This window comes from Cognatiyoonia sp. IB215446 (assembly GCF_033963825.1).
Lineage (GTDB): Bacteria > Pseudomonadota > Alphaproteobacteria > Rhodobacterales > Rhodobacteraceae > Yoonia.
Genome location: NZ_JAXBMD010000002.1, coordinates 685,877 through 701,378, shown reverse-complemented (window position 1 = coordinate 701,378; position 15,502 = coordinate 685,877). Strand labels below are relative to the sequence as shown.

At 59.5% G+C, this 15,502-nt stretch carries 19 protein-coding genes; 12 read left to right on the top strand and 7 right to left on the bottom strand.

The features are described 5' to 3' along the window. Window positions 1-168, top strand: a complete 168-nt coding sequence (locus tag SLH49_RS11025) for a hypothetical protein (RefSeq protein ID WP_320269201.1) — start codon at window positions 1-3, stop codon at window positions 166-168. Then, on the top strand, window positions 162-383 hold the full coding sequence (locus SLH49_RS11020; protein WP_320269200.1) for a hypothetical protein: 222 nt from the start codon (window positions 162-164) through the stop codon (window positions 381-383). The genes SLH49_RS11025 and SLH49_RS11020 overlap by 7 nt, the downstream gene beginning before the upstream one ends. Here the strand turns inward: SLH49_RS11020 and SLH49_RS11015 are convergent. The 5 genes from SLH49_RS11015 to SLH49_RS10995 form a co-directional block, all read right to left on the bottom strand. Next, window positions 380-1,372 (bottom strand): molybdopterin-binding protein, encoded by a 993-nt coding sequence (locus SLH49_RS11015; protein WP_320269199.1) that lies wholly within the window; start codon window positions 1,370-1,372, stop codon window positions 380-382. The genes SLH49_RS11020 and SLH49_RS11015 overlap by 4 nt on opposite strands. Continuing rightward, window positions 1,369-2,343, bottom strand: a complete 975-nt coding sequence (locus tag SLH49_RS11010; protein WP_320269198.1) for an XdhC family protein — start codon at window positions 2,341-2,343, stop codon at window positions 1,369-1,371. The genes SLH49_RS11015 and SLH49_RS11010 overlap by 4 nt, the downstream gene beginning before the upstream one ends. After that, complete coding sequence (locus SLH49_RS11005; protein WP_320269197.1) at window positions 2,340-2,810, bottom strand: DUF1203 domain-containing protein; 471 nt, start codon at window positions 2,808-2,810, stop codon at window positions 2,340-2,342. The genes SLH49_RS11010 and SLH49_RS11005 overlap by 4 nt, the downstream gene beginning before the upstream one ends. A gap of 74 nt (window positions 2,811-2,884) precedes the next feature. Further along, a complete protein-coding gene (locus SLH49_RS11000; RefSeq protein WP_320269196.1) occupies window positions 2,885-4,138 on the bottom strand; it encodes a VWA domain-containing protein in 1,254 nt (417 codons plus the stop codon). 69 nt (window positions 4,139-4,207) lie between these two features. After that, window positions 4,208-5,107 carry a MoxR family ATPase gene (locus SLH49_RS10995; protein WP_320269195.1) on the bottom strand — a complete coding sequence of 300 codons (900 nt, stop codon included), beginning with the start codon at window positions 5,105-5,107 and terminating at the stop codon, window positions 4,208-4,210. Window positions 5,108-5,219: 112 nt separating this feature from the next. Here SLH49_RS10995 and SLH49_RS10990 point away from each other — a divergent pair, with 112 nt between their 5' ends. Continuing rightward, window positions 5,220-6,443, top strand: coding sequence for an acyl-CoA dehydrogenase (locus tag SLH49_RS10990; protein WP_320269194.1), 1,224 nt, complete (start codon window positions 5,220-5,222; stop codon window positions 6,441-6,443). Between the two features lie 104 nt (window positions 6,444-6,547). After that, a complete protein-coding gene (locus tag SLH49_RS10985; protein ID WP_320269193.1) occupies window positions 6,548-7,498 on the top strand; it encodes a phosphoadenosine phosphosulfate reductase in 951 nt (316 codons plus the stop codon). On the opposite strand, the gene SLH49_RS10980 is transcribed toward SLH49_RS10985, so the two are convergent. Continuing rightward, entirely contained in the window at window positions 7,495-7,716 is a 222-nt protein-coding gene (locus SLH49_RS10980) for a DUF1127 domain-containing protein (RefSeq protein WP_320239975.1), read from the bottom strand. The genes SLH49_RS10985 and SLH49_RS10980 overlap by 4 nt on opposite strands. A gap of 119 nt (window positions 7,717-7,835) precedes the next feature. Continuing rightward, window positions 7,836-8,123 carry a hypothetical protein gene (locus tag SLH49_RS10975; RefSeq protein ID WP_320269192.1) on the bottom strand — a complete coding sequence of 96 codons (288 nt, stop codon included), beginning with the start codon at window positions 8,121-8,123 and terminating at the stop codon, window positions 7,836-7,838. 117 nt (window positions 8,124-8,240) lie between these two features. On the opposite strand from SLH49_RS10975, the gene pyrC reads away from it, so the two are divergent. From pyrC to SLH49_RS10935, 8 genes are all read left to right on the top strand, one after another. Then, a complete protein-coding gene (gene pyrC, locus SLH49_RS10970) occupies window positions 8,241-9,293 on the top strand; it encodes a dihydroorotase (RefSeq protein WP_320269191.1) in 1,053 nt (350 codons plus the stop codon). A gap of 12 nt (window positions 9,294-9,305) precedes the next feature. Further along, window positions 9,306-9,974 carry an orotate phosphoribosyltransferase gene (locus SLH49_RS10965; RefSeq protein WP_320269190.1) on the top strand — a complete coding sequence of 223 codons (669 nt, stop codon included), beginning with the start codon at window positions 9,306-9,308 and terminating at the stop codon, window positions 9,972-9,974. Between the two features lie 227 nt (window positions 9,975-10,201). After that, complete coding sequence (locus SLH49_RS10960) at window positions 10,202-11,695, top strand: replicative DNA helicase (protein WP_320269189.1); 1,494 nt, start codon at window positions 10,202-10,204, stop codon at window positions 11,693-11,695. A 164-nt stretch (window positions 11,696-11,859) separates the two neighbouring features. Continuing rightward, complete coding sequence (locus SLH49_RS10955; RefSeq protein ID WP_320269188.1) at window positions 11,860-12,360, top strand: hypothetical protein; 501 nt, start codon at window positions 11,860-11,862, stop codon at window positions 12,358-12,360. Between the two features lie 170 nt (window positions 12,361-12,530). Next, on the top strand, window positions 12,531-12,908 hold the full coding sequence (locus tag SLH49_RS10950; RefSeq protein ID WP_320269187.1) for a MerR family transcriptional regulator: 378 nt from the start codon (window positions 12,531-12,533) through the stop codon (window positions 12,906-12,908). Then, window positions 12,901-13,872: an aldo/keto reductase gene (locus SLH49_RS10945; protein ID WP_320269186.1), complete on the top strand. Its 972-nt coding sequence runs from the start codon at window positions 12,901-12,903 to the stop codon at window positions 13,870-13,872. Before SLH49_RS10950 ends, SLH49_RS10945 begins: the two co-directional genes overlap by 8 nt. Before the next feature lie 221 nt (window positions 13,873-14,093). Next, on the top strand, window positions 14,094-14,741 hold the full coding sequence (locus SLH49_RS10940) for an RNA polymerase sigma factor (RefSeq protein WP_320269185.1): 648 nt from the start codon (window positions 14,094-14,096) through the stop codon (window positions 14,739-14,741). Beyond that, a complete protein-coding gene (locus tag SLH49_RS10935) occupies window positions 14,738-15,502 on the top strand; it encodes an anti-sigma factor (protein WP_320269184.1) in 765 nt (254 codons plus the stop codon). Before SLH49_RS10940 ends, SLH49_RS10935 begins: the two co-directional genes overlap by 4 nt.

Genomic DNA, 15,502 nt, shown 5'->3' with positions numbered 1-15,502 from the left:
ATGGAATTTGCTCTTGTAAATTGGCTCGCTGTTGGGGTGGGCACAATTGGTGCCTTTGTCTTGGGGATGGTCTGGTTCAGCCCGGTGATGGTCGGCAAAGGCTGGGCCACCGGCAGTCACAACATTCAATTCAACCGCCCGACGCGCCGCCGCTGGCGGCGATGGTGATTCAGTTTCTGGGAACCCTCGTGTTGGCCATTGTGGTCGGCGTGACGGCGACCGCCGATGCACTTTTCACTGCGATCCTGGCAATTGTTACGGTGGCGCTGTTCGTGGCGGGCATGGACCTTTTCAGCCAGAAAACCGGTAAGGCCACCTTGATCGATGCGGGCTACATCTTGGCCTGCGGCGCGATCATGATCGTCGCGCAAGGCGTCCTTTAGCCCTCGATATCTCCGCGCGGCTTGGGCCGTGTGGGGATTTCCTTCAGCAACCCGCCAACCCCCATCCGCGCGAAATCGGCAGGCGTGAGATCAACACCGCAAAGCACCCGCTCCATCACCCAATCGGCACCGTTGAGCGCAGGTGAGCGGGCGCATCCCGGCAGGCCGATTACCGGTTTCGCGCCCAGAGCGCCAAGGAAAAGCAGGTTGCCCGGATCGACCGGCATCCCGAATTGCACAAGCTGCCCCTCCGCCGCGACCAGCCCGGCAGGACCCACATCGGCCACATCCGACGTGGCAGAGGCGGTCAGGATGAACACCGCCTCGCCTGGGGCTCGGGCAATCGCACTCGCCACGCTTTCGATATCGTGCGCCACAACAACTGGGTCCGTTAGCGCAACATCGAGCCACGCCAGCCGGGTTTCGAGCGCCGCCCGCCCTTTGAGCGGGGTTGCCCCGTTCTGAACCGTCTCGATCAGCGTCGCCGTCCGCAGAACGGGTGCGCGCTGCGCAATCGCACCGGGCGCCAACCCAGCAGCCTGATCCACATCCGCGCCGGGCACTGCATAGGCGATGATCTTGATGGTCGCGACCATTGTGCCCGGATCAACCCGCATATGTTGGGGCAACGTGGCCACGGTGATCATCGGGTTCACGGCGTTGAAGGCCTGCAACGCGGCCTCATCCAGCGCGACGATCCCCGGCCGCGTCGCATAGATATTGACCCGCCCCGTCGCCGCTGCCGTCTTGCGCAGGCCCAGTGCATCGCCGATCAGCGCTGTCGCCAGTTGCTCCGCCGCCTCGTCCTCGGCCATATCACCCGGCTCAAGCTGCGCAACCGTCACCAGCTGATGCCCTTCGGCGCTGAGCGTCGCGATATCAGCAGCGCTGAGCTGCAGCCCCTTGCGCAGCCGTCCCTTGGTCAGCGCAATGGAGTGGGCGAGGATCCCGCCCTCCGCCTCTGCTACGGGAACCGGTCCGAACTTCATGGCGCTTTGCGCAAGGCCTGCGTCACTTCAGCCATGATGCTGACCGCGATCTCGGCCGGTTGCCGCCCCCCGATATCAAGGCCAATAGGCGCATGAATGCGCGCCAGTTCCGCATCGGTAAACCCGACTTCCTGCAGTCGCGCGACCCGTTTTGCATGGGTCCGTTTCGACCCAAGACAGCCCAGATAGAATACATCCGATTCCAGTGCTGTCACAATCGCCGGATCGTCCAGCTTTGGGTCATGGGTCAGCGTGACGATTGCCGTCCGTGCATCCAGCTTGAGCGCTCGCAATGCCTCGTCCGGCCAATCATCCATGATCCGTTCGCCGGGAAACCGCTCGGCAGAACCAAACGCACCACGCGGATCAATCAGCACCGGATCATAGCCGCAGGCGCGCGCCATCGGGACCAGCGCCTGCGCGATATGGACCGCACCCACGATGACCATGCGCAGGGGCGGGTTGTGGATGGCGACAAAGGTTCTGCCGTCATCCTCAACCCCAGACTGGTCCATCCGAAACCGGTCTGCAAATGACGATGGGCCGCTCAGCCGCGGACCGCCCTTTTCCAGATCGGTGACATAGGCCACAGGCTCTGACTGATCGCGCGCATCAACCAGCCGTTCAAGCACATCAACGGGCAAGGCCTGCCCTACAGGCTCAACCAGCACCTTGATATGACCGCCGCAAGCCAAGCCTACAGCAAAGGCCTCATCATCGCTGACGCCATATTCCAAAAGGCGCGGTTTGCCGTCCTCAAACGCCTCCAGTGCCTCGGTGATGACGGCCCCTTCGACACACCCACCCGAAACCGAACCTTCCATGGCGCCATCGGCATCAATCACCAACTGGCTGCCCACCGGACGCGGTGCCGACCCCCAGGTCTGCACCACCGTTGCCATTACGACGCCCCGGCCCGCGCGGTACCAGTCCAGGGCCAGTTTCGGAAGGTCGGTCACGGTCTTTGTCATTTCTGCTGCACAATCCTTGTCAGAAAACAATTGTTACGGGCCGAACGCACATCAACATAAGCCACCGTATCGGTCTCGAAAAGCTCTGCGGCATAGGTGGCGATCTCGGCCTTTGGTTTGATCTGGCCAGTTCCATAGATGATCCGGTCCGACCGGTCATAGGCCTTCACCAGATAATCAGGCGAAGTTTCAAGGATCGCAGGCACCGCATCGCCCGCATAAGGTATGCATTCGTCAGCGCAAAAGAAAACCGGCCCGGTCTCGGCATAAGGCTGTAGATCCGAAAACGGGCGCGCCGCGCAGACCAGCATCTCCGCCCCTTTGGGCACATTGCGCAGGCAGGACCGGCAGGGCGTGCCGGTGCCCGATGAAATCGCCCTTTCGGCCGGGTTTCCATAGGCATCCGGGCCACCGGCGCGCAGGCGCGCCACTTCATCCTCATCATAGGGCAAATAGGTCAGTGTCATCGTCAAACTCCTTTTCTGATGACCCGACCTAACCAACCCGGCCGCCATGAAACGACCCGAACCATGCGCATCCGTCATGCGTTCATCATCCGCATCAGACGCGCCTTCTGCCCCACGTCATCGGGACGCGAGAGGGCTTGCGCCAATCCTTCGAGAGAGGCGATATTATGCCCGGCGCGAAAGCTCGAACAATGGGGCAGCATCTGCATGATGCCGCGCGCCTTGGGCGCAAACCCCTCCCACCGCAAAAGCGGGTTCAGCCAAATGAGTTGCCGTGCGGTCAGGCTCAGCCGCTCCATCTCCCGCGCCAGATCAGCCTCCTTGTCGCGGTCCAGCCCATCGGTGATCAAGAGCACCACCGCGCCCTGCCCCATCACCCGCCGCGACCAGTCGCGGTTGAAGGCATGCAGACAGGCAGCAATGCGTGTGCCCCCTTCCCAATCCTGCGCTTCCGCCCCGGCAGCGGCGAGGGCAGCGTCCACATCGCGGGTCCGCAGATGCCGGGTGATATTCGTGAGCCGCGTGCCAAAGGTGAAGGCATGAACCCGCGCCCAGCCCTGCCCTTCGCGGTTCGCCACGCTATGCAGAAAATGCAAAACAGCACGGGAATACTGCGACATGGACCCCGAAATGTCGCAAAGCACCACAAGATTGGGGTAACGAATGCGCCGCCGTTTCGTGGCGAAATCCGTGACTTCGCCGCCCCGGCGCATCGCCTGCCGCATGGTGCCACGCCAATCGGGCAAAGGTCCAAGCAGCCCTTGCGTCCGGCGGCTTTGGATCGGCGGCACCGGCAGGCGCAGCTTTGCCAGCATGCGCTTGGCCGCCGCCATCTCGGCCCCGCTCATCTGTTCGAAATCGAGCGTCCGCAGACGCTCCTCAGTCGAGATCGTGCGCGAGGCGTCAATCGCAATCTCGACCTCCTCGCCCGCATCTTTGGGCGCTGGCAGATCACGATCATGCCCGTCCAGCAAAGCCTCCGCCGCCCGCTTCTCTGCCGCCTGAGCCGCGCGCTCCTCCTGCACCCCGCGCACCATTGGGGTCAGAACGGACATCATCTGTTCCATGTACCGCGGATCGCGCCAGTAGAGGCGGAAAAGCTGTGCGAAGATCTGGCGCTCTTCGGGTTTGGAGACGAAACAGGCGTGTAACGTCCAGTAAAAATCTATCCGCTCAGTAAACCCCGCAGCCTGCACCGCCCGGATCGCATCAATCACCCGGCCCGGCCCCACCGCCAGCCCCGCTTTGCGCAAGGCACGCGCGAAATGGGTGATATTCTGCGCCAGCTTCGGGTTTTCAGGAAGTTCCAGATCTGCCAATTCACCCATGGCCGCGCCGTCGGAACGGGGATTTCAAATCCCCGGACCCCTGTGGATTATTTTTGGCCAAAAGAAGCATCAAGCGGTCACTAGGTCCGCCTTCGCTTCGTCCAGAATGCGCTTGGCCTCAGACCCTTCCAGTTTCTGGATGTCGTCCTGGTACTTCAGGATTGCGCCCAAGGTGTCCGCAATGACTTCGGGTGACAGGTTGATCACATCGAGCGCCAGCAGGCATTTGGCCCAGTCAATCGTTTCGGCCACGCCCGGTTTCTTGAACAAATCCTCACCGCGCAACTTCTGAACGAAAGCGACGATCTCGCGCGATAGGGCCGCCGCTGCTTCCGGCGCGCGGGCTTGCAATATCTCAATCTCGCGGGCGAAATTGGGATAATCCACCCAGTGGTAAAGGCAGCGACGTTTCAAGGCGTCATGCACCTCGCGCGTGCGGTTCGAGGTGATGATGACAATCGGCGGCTCCGACGCCTTGACGGTGCCGAGTTCGGGGATCGTCACCTGAAAATCACTGAGCGCCTCCAACAGAAACGCCTCAAACGGCGCATCTGTCCTATCCAACTCGTCGATCAGCAGGACCGGCGCACCGCCTGCTTGCGGGCGCATAGCTTGGAGCAGAGGGCGTTCGATCAGGTAGTCTTCCGTGAAAAGCTCGGTCTTCAGCGCATCGCGATCCGCTCCACCCGCCGCCTCTGCCGCGCGGATGGCGATCATCTGTTCGGCGAAGTTCCATTCGTAAACGGCAGACCCGGCATCGAGCCCTTCATAACATTGCAACCGGATCAACCGGCGGCCCAATGCTGCGGCAATCGCCTTGGCAATCTCGGTCTTGCCGGTTCCCGCCTCACCTTCCAGAAAGAGCGGCCTGCCCAAACGCAATGACAAAAACACCACCGTCGCCAGTGCTCGCCCGCACACATAGTTCTGTTCGGCCAATGCCGCTTGCACCGCATCGATTGATTTCATCGCGTTGCCTCCCGTCGGCTATAGCTGCATCCCATCTACCCCGCGTCAACCCATCCATTGCCCCCGCGGGACCAAAGTCATACCCTTGGCCCAACAGCAGAGGATCCGCGCCATGAACGAAGCAACCCCCATCACAGCAACCGGTTTCGGGCCTGATCTTGGCCCCTTCGACTGGGCCGATCCTTTGCGGCTGGAGGATCAGTTGACCGAAGACGAGCGGATGCTGCGCGACGCGGCACAGACCTTCGCGCAAGCCACGTTGCAGCCGAAAGTGACACGGAGCTATCGCGACGAAACCGTGGACCCCGACATCTTTAAGGAAATGGGCGATGCGGGCCTTTTGGGCGTTACGATCCCGGAGGAGTATGGTGGGCTTGGCGCGGGGTACGTCACCTACGGGCTGGTCGCGCGCGAAATTGAGCGGGTCGATAGCGGCTATCGTTCGATGATGTCGGTGCAGTCGAGCCTTGTGATGTATCCGATCCACGCATATGGCAGCGATGCGCAACGGGCCAAATATCTGCCCGGGCTGGCGGCGGGCGATCTGATCGGCTGTTTCGGGCTGACAGAGCCCGACGCAGGCAGCGACCCGGCAGGCATGAAGACGACGGCGAAAAAGACCGATGGCGGCTATGTGCTGAACGGATCGAAGATGTGGATCAGCAATGCGCCCATCGCGGATGTCTTCGTGGTTTGGGCCAAGTCGGAGGCGCATGAGGGCAAAATCAGGGGCTTCGTGCTGGACAAGGATACGCCGGGCCTCTTCGCGCCAAAGATCGGCGGCAAGCTGTCCTTACGAGCTTCGGTCACCGGCGAAATTGTGATGGACAATGTGGAGGTCGGCGAGGATGCCCTGCTGCCGGGCGTTCAGGGGTTGAAGGGGCCGTTCGGATGTCTCAACCGTGCCCGCTACGGCATCGCCTGGGGCGTGATGGGAGCGGCAGAGGCCTGCTGGCACTCCGCGCGGCAATACGGGCTCGACCGCAAGCAGTTTGGCAAACCGCTCGCCCAGACCCAACTTTTCCAGAAGAAACTGGCCGACATGCAAACCGAGATCGCCATCGGCACGCAATCCGCGTTGCAACTCGGTCGGCTCATGGAGGCAGGTAAGGCCGCACCGGAAATGATCAGTCTGATGAAGCGCAACAATTGCGGGAAAGCCCTTGATATCGCACGCCTTTCGCGGGACATGCATGGCGGCAACGGAATCAGTGATGACTTCCAGATCATGCGGCATATGGTGAATCTGGAAACCGTGAACACCTATGAAGGCACTCACGACATCCACGCATTAATTCTGGGACGCGCACAAACCGGGTTGCAGGCCTTCTTTTAAGCCCAAAGGCGCAACAGTAACGTGGCGTCCCCCTCTCAGTTCTGCCGTATTGGCCTGCTAATTTTCGCACCATCGCGAACAGTGTCGCGCTGGATGATGACCCGATGGACGACAGACAACTTTCCTTTGAAACCGACATGGTCGGACTGGACGCGAATGCGTGGCTGGCCGAGCTGGACGGGTTGTGTGACGATCTGGGTTTCTTTGAGCAATTGGGTAGCGGCCATTTCGCAGGCTTTCTTGAGGCCGGTAACAATCTGCTCGTGACATTCGAAACCGTTGATCAGGCGCGCCTGCATAACGTCGATTCCGAGCCGCGCGGTTTTGCCTATGCGCGCCATGACGGCTGGTCCCATCTCTGTCTTTTGTCGATGGGCGAAAGCTGGTTTCGTGACAAGGCCGTTTGCGACTTCTTCGATCGTCTGGTTGATGACGGGTTTTTCGAGGATTTTGAGCGGATTATCTTTTATGGTGCCAATGGCGCAGGCTATGCAGCGGCGGCCTTTTCCGTCGCCGCTCCTGGTGCCACTGTCATCGCGTTGCGTCCCCAAGCAACGCTAGACGCCCGCCTTGCGGGGTGGGACCCTCGGTACAAGGTAGCGCGCAAGCAAAGCTTTACGGGACGCTACGGATATGCGCCTGAGATGATTGACGGCGCGCAAAACGTCTTCATCGTCTACGACCCCGTGCAGCGGCTTGACGCGGCCCATGCGGCGTTGTTCCACAAGCCCCATGTCACGCCCCTGCCCTGCCCGCTTCTGGGGAAGGAAATCGACCGCGCCTTTGACCGGATGGGCATTCATGACGTGGTTCTAAAACTCGCCATGGAAGGCGCGCTTGACGGCAAGCGCTTCACGCAGCTTATGCGCGCGCGGCGCTATGACCAAACTTATGTCCGCACCCTGGTCAACTGGCTGATGATGAACGAACACCGCAAACTGGCGGTGATTTTGTGCGACTATATGCTGCAACGCGGGCGGGATAAGTTCTTTGCCGAAACCCGCGCCGCCTTGCTCACCAGTGATGAGGCCTACAGGCGGCCGGAAAATCCTTAAAGATAGTAGATGTCACGGTAGACGTGCCGCACGATGTCTTCGCGGGCAATACCGATGTCAGCAAGCTCACGGTCCGAGCGTTTCTGCAGTTCGTAAACGGCTGCGCTGCGGTTCTGCGCTTCAGAAAGCCGCGCGAAAAACGCGAGGACAGCTGCAGAGAACGCAGCAAAGAAGGCGGGGCGGTCCTGTGCCGCAGGTGTGTCAGAGAAGAAGGCCATGATACTGCTCCATTGGGGGAGTGATTGTTTTCACCCCTTAAAATAAGCAGGAATGAAAGCGCTAACACGCACAATGCTGCATTGCCGCATTGCGCGGTTTGCATGGCCTGATCGGCAGCCTATTCTGCGGCGTTCCGTTCGGCCATCACTTTCTTGACGGCCTCAACGATCCGGCTGCCGAAATAGCCCAGAATGCCGCCGGTGATAATCCAGAACGGCGTGCCGCTCACCAAAATGGCGGAGGCGACGCCAGCCGCCAGCAAGGCAATCATGAATGCGACAAGCGGGCGTTCATCAGCTTCGATTGTGATGTGATTGCCAAGCGCTTTGACAATCGGGTCCACCAAGGGACCGCCGATCAAAGGGGTAAAGAACCCGGCAGCAATTGCGATGAGAAAGCCCAACATCTGATCTCTCCGGTCGTGGCGTGGCGATGCCTCTAAATATCGGTGGAGTGCAGGCCATCTGCAAGGGCCTTCACAACGGCTATGGCGTCTGCCCGCTCAAGCGTGTAATCGGGCCACATGCCCGATCGCACTATAACCGAACTCACGATCCGCCGCCCGGATGATTGGCATTTGCACTTACGCGACGGCGCGATGTTGCGCGCGGTTCTGCCGGAAACGACCCGCCACTTTGCCCGCGCCATCGTCATGCCCAACCTTGTGCCGCCCGTTGTCACAAGCACCGATGCGATGGAGTATCGCGCGCGGATCCTTGCAGCCCTGCCTGAAGGTGCCAAGTTCACCCCGCTCATGACGCTATACCTGACGGAGGATACTGAGCCTGCAGATGTACGCACTGCTTTTGAGGCGGGGATTGCGACGGCCGTTAAGCTCTATCCCGCCGGGGCCACCACCAATTCCGCCTCTGGCGTGCGGGATTTCGAAAAGGTGCGTCCGGTGCTTGAGACCATGGCCGAGATCGGCATGCCACTTTGTGTCCATGGCGAGGTGACGGATTCGGATATCGATATCTTTGACCGCGAGGCGGTGTTTATCGACAAAGTCTTGAAACCCTTGCGCAAAAAGGTGCCCGACCTGCGCGTTGTGATGGAGCATGTGACCACGTCAGACGCCGTTGATTACGTGCGCGACAGCCACAAAAACATGGCGGCGACCATCACAACCCATCACCTGATCATCAACCGCAATCATATACTTGCGGGCGGCATCAAGCCACATTTCTACTGCTTGCCCGTGGCCAAGCGCGAGGCGCATCGGGTTGCTTTGGTGCAGGCCGCGATCTCTGGCGACAAGCGCTTCTTCCTGGGCACCGACAGCGCGCCGCACACCGACCCGAACAAACTACAGGCCTGCGGCTGCGCTGGCATCTTTACCGCCCCCAACACCATGTCCTGCTTGGCGGAGGTGTTTGACGTAGCCGGAAAACTGAAGAAGCTCGAAGCCTTCACGTCCCTGAACGGCCCGAATTTCTACAGGCTGCCACCCAATGAAGATACAATCACGCTGATCAAGGGTGATCCTGTTCGCTACCCCGACCAGATCCCGACAGAAGACGGGCCCGTAACCGTTTTTGATCCTGGCTTTGACCTGCATTGGCGTGTCGAAGGATAAGAAAGGCCCGATATGATCCCGACCTCCTTTTCCACCAAAGAGGAAATTGCCCGACTGACGGCCAGCATGCTGCTGGAAATCGGCGCAGTCGACTTCAACGCCAATGAACCGTTCACGCTGGCCTCGGGCAAGCAGGCGCCCACTTACGTTGATTGCCGCAAAATCATCAGCTACCCTCGCGTCCGCGCGACCCTGATGGATTTCATGGCCGTTACGATCATGCGCGAAGCGGGGTTTGAGGCCTTTGACAACGTCGCTGGAGGAGAGACGGCGGGTATCCCCTTTGCGGCAATGGTCGCCGAAAGGCTTGCCCTGCCCATGACATATGTGCGCAAAAAGCCGAAAGGGTATGGGCGCAATGCACGGATCGAAGGTGTGATGCGCGAGGGGGAGCATGTGATCTTGGTGGAGGATCTGACGACCGATGGGGGCTCAAAACTCTCCTTCGTCGATGCAATCCGCGAGACGGGGGCGACCTGCAGCGCGACCGCGGTGATCTTCTATTACGGCATTTTCGAGGGCGTTGAGAAAACGCTGTCAGATCACGGCGTTCAACTGATTTCGCTTTGCACCTGGTGGGACGTGATCGCCGCGGCTAAGGCCCGCAATGCCTATGATGCAAAGACGCTGTCGGCGGTTGAGGCCTACCTGAACAATCCCGCCGATTGGCAACCAGCTTAACCAATCGGTCAAAAAACTTTTCCACTGCCCTGTGAACAATCCTTCCCCAGAATCAGGATGGGAAGGCTGATCTTGTGATTTTCTCCCAATCCGTCACAAATTGTGGTAGGCATTGGCTCAGAGCAGAAAAATCCACAGACTTATCCCGCAGGCCATCCCCAATCATATCCTGATGGTGCGGCAGGCAAACGACCTGTTAACAGGACCGCCAGGATGGGTGAGACAAAATGAACGAAGTAACAGCATTCAACGCAACTGGCGTGGAAGAGGCCGCGGCGGACCTAATGCCGCATTCCATCGAAGCCGAGCAACAATTGCTTGGCGCGATTCTGACGAACAATGATGTGTTCGACCGCGTCGCCTCCATCGTCGGGCCGCAGCACTTTTACGATCCCGTCCATGCCCGGATTTTTGAGACCGCCGCGAGCCGGATTGCCAAGAATGCACTCGCCAGTCCGGTGACGCTCAAGACCTTTCTTGAGGATGATGCCGGTCTCGCTGAACTTGGTGGCCCGCCTTACCTTGCGCGGCTGGCCGGTGCGGCCATCTCGGCATTCGCTGCCCGCGATTATGCGCAGATGATTTACGATCTTTCGATCCGTCGCGAGCTTATCCAGGTCGGGCGCAACATCGCCGACAAGGCCGCGAAAGTGGATGTCGAAAGCGAGCCCAAGGAACAGATCGTCGAGGCAGAGCAGGCGCTTTACGCCTTGGCGGAGGAAGGCACCTCTGATCAGGGTTTCCAATCCTTTCTGCGCGCCGTCACTGATGCGGTGAATGTCGCAAATGCCGCCTATCAGCGTGACGGCGGGCTGGCCGGTGTCTCCACCGGGCTGGTGGACATGGACAAGAAGCTGGGCGGCTTGCACAAATCCGACCTTCTGATCCTTGCCGGACGTCCATCGATGGGCAAGACCTCTCTGGCCACCAACATCGCGTTCAACATCGCCAAAGCCTATCAGAAAGGCATCCTGCCCGATGGAACCGAAGGTGCCGTCAATGGCGGCGTCGTGGGCTTTTATTCGCTTGAGATGAGCGCCGAACAACTCGCCGCGCGGATACTGTCAGAGGCTTCCGAAGTGCCTTCAGAACAAATCCGCCGTGGCGATATGACCGAGGCCGAGTTCCGGCGCTTTGTCGAAGCGGCAAAAAGTCTGGAGGCCTGCCCGCTTTTCATCGACGACACCCCCGCCCTGCCCATCGCGCAGCTTGCCGCCCGCGCACGTCGTTTGAAACGCACCCATGGGCTAGACGTGCTGATGGTCGATTATCTGCAGCTTGTGCGCGGCACGGGTCGCTCCGAAAACCGCGTGAACGAGATCAGCGAAATCACCATGGGCCTCAAGGCCATCGCCAAAGAGCTCGACATTCCCGTCATCGCGCTGTCTCAGCTGTCGCGACAGGTCGAAGCGCGCGACGATAAGCGCCCGCAACTCTCCGACCTGCGCGAATCCGGTTCGATTGAGCAGGATGCCGATGTGGTCATGTTCGTGTTCCGCGAGGAATACTACAAAGAACGCGAAAAGCCGGGCGATCACGAGATGGAAAAGATGGCCCAGTGGCAAGAAGAGATGGAGCGGCTGCATGGCAAGGCCGAGGTCATCATCGGCAAACAGCGCCACGGCCCCATCGGCACGGTTGAACTGAGCTTCGAAGGCCGCTTCACACGATTCGGCAATCTCGTGAAGCCCTGGCAGCAAAGCGACGATCAGCAGTTCTGATCGCTTTTGTCGCACGCCCAAGGACAATGACCCTGCGCAACGCGCTAAATTGACAAATTGCGACACAATTCCGTCTTTTTCGGGGCGTTTTCGCCACTTTTCTTTCACATTCCGTTCATCTTCATCTAAGCTCGCATTAAGGTTTATGGGCTATTGACGATGCTATGTTGAGTTACGAGTTTGATATTTACTGCGCCGGCGGCGCGCATATTCCCAACAGTTCCGGCAGCGGCAGGGGGCTCACTCTTGATGGTCAGCGCCGGACAGATGCGATCATCGCGCTTTTCAAAGATCAGGAAACAGCCGATGCCGTGACAGCGTCACCACCCGTCGTGCGCCTCTTTTTGGAGGAAACCGGATTTGGCTTCGGGACGGCCGATAATGTCGCGCAATCAGGCTATGTGCCCGTCACTGACGACGCGCGCCGTCAGGATTTGGTTTCCCAACTGACCCAGACCCTGTCGAACCGCGCCCTGAAAAAGGCGCTCAGCCGCGTCGCGCGGCACAGCGCATTTGACGTGGTCGCCTTTATCGCCTCTGTCATGGCACCGGGCGACGATAACCAGGTTGGTGACGACCACATCATCCCAACCGCCAAAGTCACGCCGCGCCGCCCCGGCGAGTTGCGCTGCAAAGGGATCAAAAGCCGCATGCGTCCACACTGACGCTGAGCGCCTCTTGGCAAGAGTGCGCAATCCGTTGGACAAGCGCCCCGTAAGCATTGCCCCGCCCCCTCACCTCTCTCATCGCCCCCAACCAAATCCGCACCAGGCCATAAAGGCTTGACCTAGAGTGACTCCAATAGGCTACGCAGGATGCCGTTGGAGGAAAGCTCATGCGAATCAATGAAGCATCGGCCCGGTCCGGGCTGACACAGGACACCATCCGCTTCTATGAAAAGTCCGGCATGCTGGCGCCAATCCGGCGCGATGCGCGTGGCTGGCGCGTGTTCAACGCCGATGACATCAATTGGTTGACGACCTTGGAACGACTGCGCACCACGGGCATGCCGCTTGATGATGTCAAACGCTTTGCGATGTCCGCCCATGCCCCCAACCGTGACGCCGCTGAAGAACGCGCCAAACGCCTCGCACTCCTTGAAAAACACGCCGTCACGCTCGCGCACAGGCAGGCAGAGCTTGAAGCCTGCAAGCATTTTCTGGACCACAAGATCGGCATCTACCGCACATCATTGGAGGTGACACATGGCTGATTTCAAAAGCATTTTTGCCAAACCGACCCTCGGTCTTGGCTGCTGGGCCATTGGGGGCCCATTCTATTCCAACGGCCTTGCCGTCGGTTGGGGCGACGTTGACGACGCTGTCTCGAAAGCGGCCATCGCCACTGCACTCGAACACGGCATCCGGCACTTCGACACTGCGCAGGCCTATGGCTGCGGCCATTCGGAAACCGTTCTGGGGGAAGCGCTGAAGAACCACCCCGATGTCGCAATCGCGACCAAGATCGGATTGGAGATCAACACCGAAACCAAGGAACTGATCGGTCCGATCACGGACCCCGACATCATCCGGCAAAGCATTGATGCGTCGCGCAAGCGCCTGGGACGGGACCGGATTGATCTGGTGCTCCATCACAACAATGAACTACCCGTCGACGACGCCAAACCAACCTTTGACATGCTCGAGACACTTTATGATCAAGGGCTCATCGGCGCATATGGCTGGTCCACGGACGTTGCCGATAGCGCCCGCGCTTTCGCCGACCACCCGGGATTTACCGCTGTGGAGCACGCCATGAACGTCTTCCGCTCTGCCGATCAGATCGTCCCTGTCATCGAAGATCTGAACCTGCTTTCCCTGATCCGCTCGCCGCTCGCAATGGGCGTCCTCGGCGGCAAATACGACGCCAAAACGGAGTTCAGCAAGGATGAAATCCGCGGCAGCAATCCCGGCTGGCAAGACTACTTCAAGGACGGCAAAATCACCGACCATTATCTGGCGCAACTCAATGCAGCGCGTGAAATCCTGACCAAGAACGGGCGTAGCCTCGCCCAAGGCGCACTTACTTGGCTTTGGGCCCGGACGCCAAATGCCATGCCAATCCCCGGTTTTAGGACCCCTGAACAGGTCACAGATCTTTGCGGTGCGCTTGAACACGGGCCCCTTGAAGCCACTGACATGGCGGAAATCGCGGCGGTTTTGAATAGAGGCAGCTAACGCGCAAATAAATCACGAAACAGCGCGAATAAATCCGCAACCTGATGCGTAAGGGGGATAGAAGCAGTGCCCCAAAGAGACATCAGGAGCAGAAATATGAGACTTATTCCCGCGCCTAGCACCGAGACGCCCGGTCGCCTGGGCGTGTGTTATTGCTTCGAAATGGCAAGCCTCGCCCGCGCTAAGCGCAGGCCGTCTCAAGAACAGTTGGGCTAGCGATCATGGCACTTGCGACGGTCACAGGTATTCAAAGCGCAACACGATACAGCGCAGGGCGAAATCAACCCATTGAAAGGCGCGGCAAAATCGCCGATGGTGGGTGGAATTTGACATCCACCCCTGCCCTCCAGCTCTGCGATCTGATGACCCCCGACCAGTTCAAGACAGAAATGATCGGTCTTCTCCCTCGGCTGCGCCGTTTCGCCATGTCGCTGACGCGATCCGGGCCGGATGCGGACGACCTCTTGCAGGAGGCGTGCACAACAGCACTTCAGAAATGGCAGCAATACGACCCATCGCAACCCTTTGATCGTTGGATGTTCCGAGTCGTGCGCAATCTGTGGATTAGCGAAGTACGTAAACGCAAGGTCCGTCAGGGCGAAGGCCAAGTCGACGCGGAAGAGGCACATGAACTACAAGCCGCCGGTTCCGCAGAAGAAACGCTGACCGCGCAGCAGGTCCGCAAGAAGGTGGCTGACCTTGATGAGGACCTCGCACAACCGCTGATGCTCGTCTGTGCAGAAGGATACAGCTACAAAGAAGTCTCAGAGCTCCTAAATATACCGATAGGCACGGTGATGAGCCGTATTCACCGCGCGCGTAAGTTACTGGTGTCAAGTTTATCAGTTGAGGAGAGTTTGCAGCGATGACAGACTTTTCGATCAAATTGAGTGCCTATCTGGATGGCGAGTTGGACGCAGTTGAATCTGCTGAAGTTGAGGCACGTCTGGAATCTGATCCGCAAGCGCGGATCGAACTGGATGATCTGATCCAGGCCGATGCGTTTGCGCAGGATGAGTTTGAAAAGATGCTGGACGAACCGGTGCCCTTTGCACTGGCCCAGCAGATCAAGAACACACCACTTGAGCCCAAAGTGGCCCCCGCCCGCCCAATCTGGGGTACATTGGCGGCGAGCCTTGTGGTGTTCGTTCTTGGTGGGGCCAGCGGATTTTTGGTGCGCGGCGCGCCTGAGCCTGTGCAAACTGCCGGGTGGCTCGCCGATATCGCCGATTATCACGAGGTCTATGCCAGCCAGGGCCGCCATCTGGTAGAGGTCGGTGCAGAGGAATCCGATCACATCGAAACGTGGCTTGGCAATACGATTGGCACGCCCTTCAGCATCCCGGATCTCAGCGCCTATGGGCTGACCTTCGAAGGCGGCCGCCTGCTGGTCGCGAATGCGAAGCCTGTCGCGCAACTGATGTACCGGTTGGAAGACGGCACCGTTGTCGCACTTTGCCTGCAGCAAAGCAGCCGGCCAAACCCGGAAACGCTCGAATTCCGCGAACAGACGATCAATGGCTTTGACTTCGTGTCGTGGACGGCAAATGGCGCGGATTACGTGGTCATCGGCCCCGGTGGCCAGCCGGGCCTGACCGATATGGCCGCCAGCGCAGCGCTGGAAATCTAG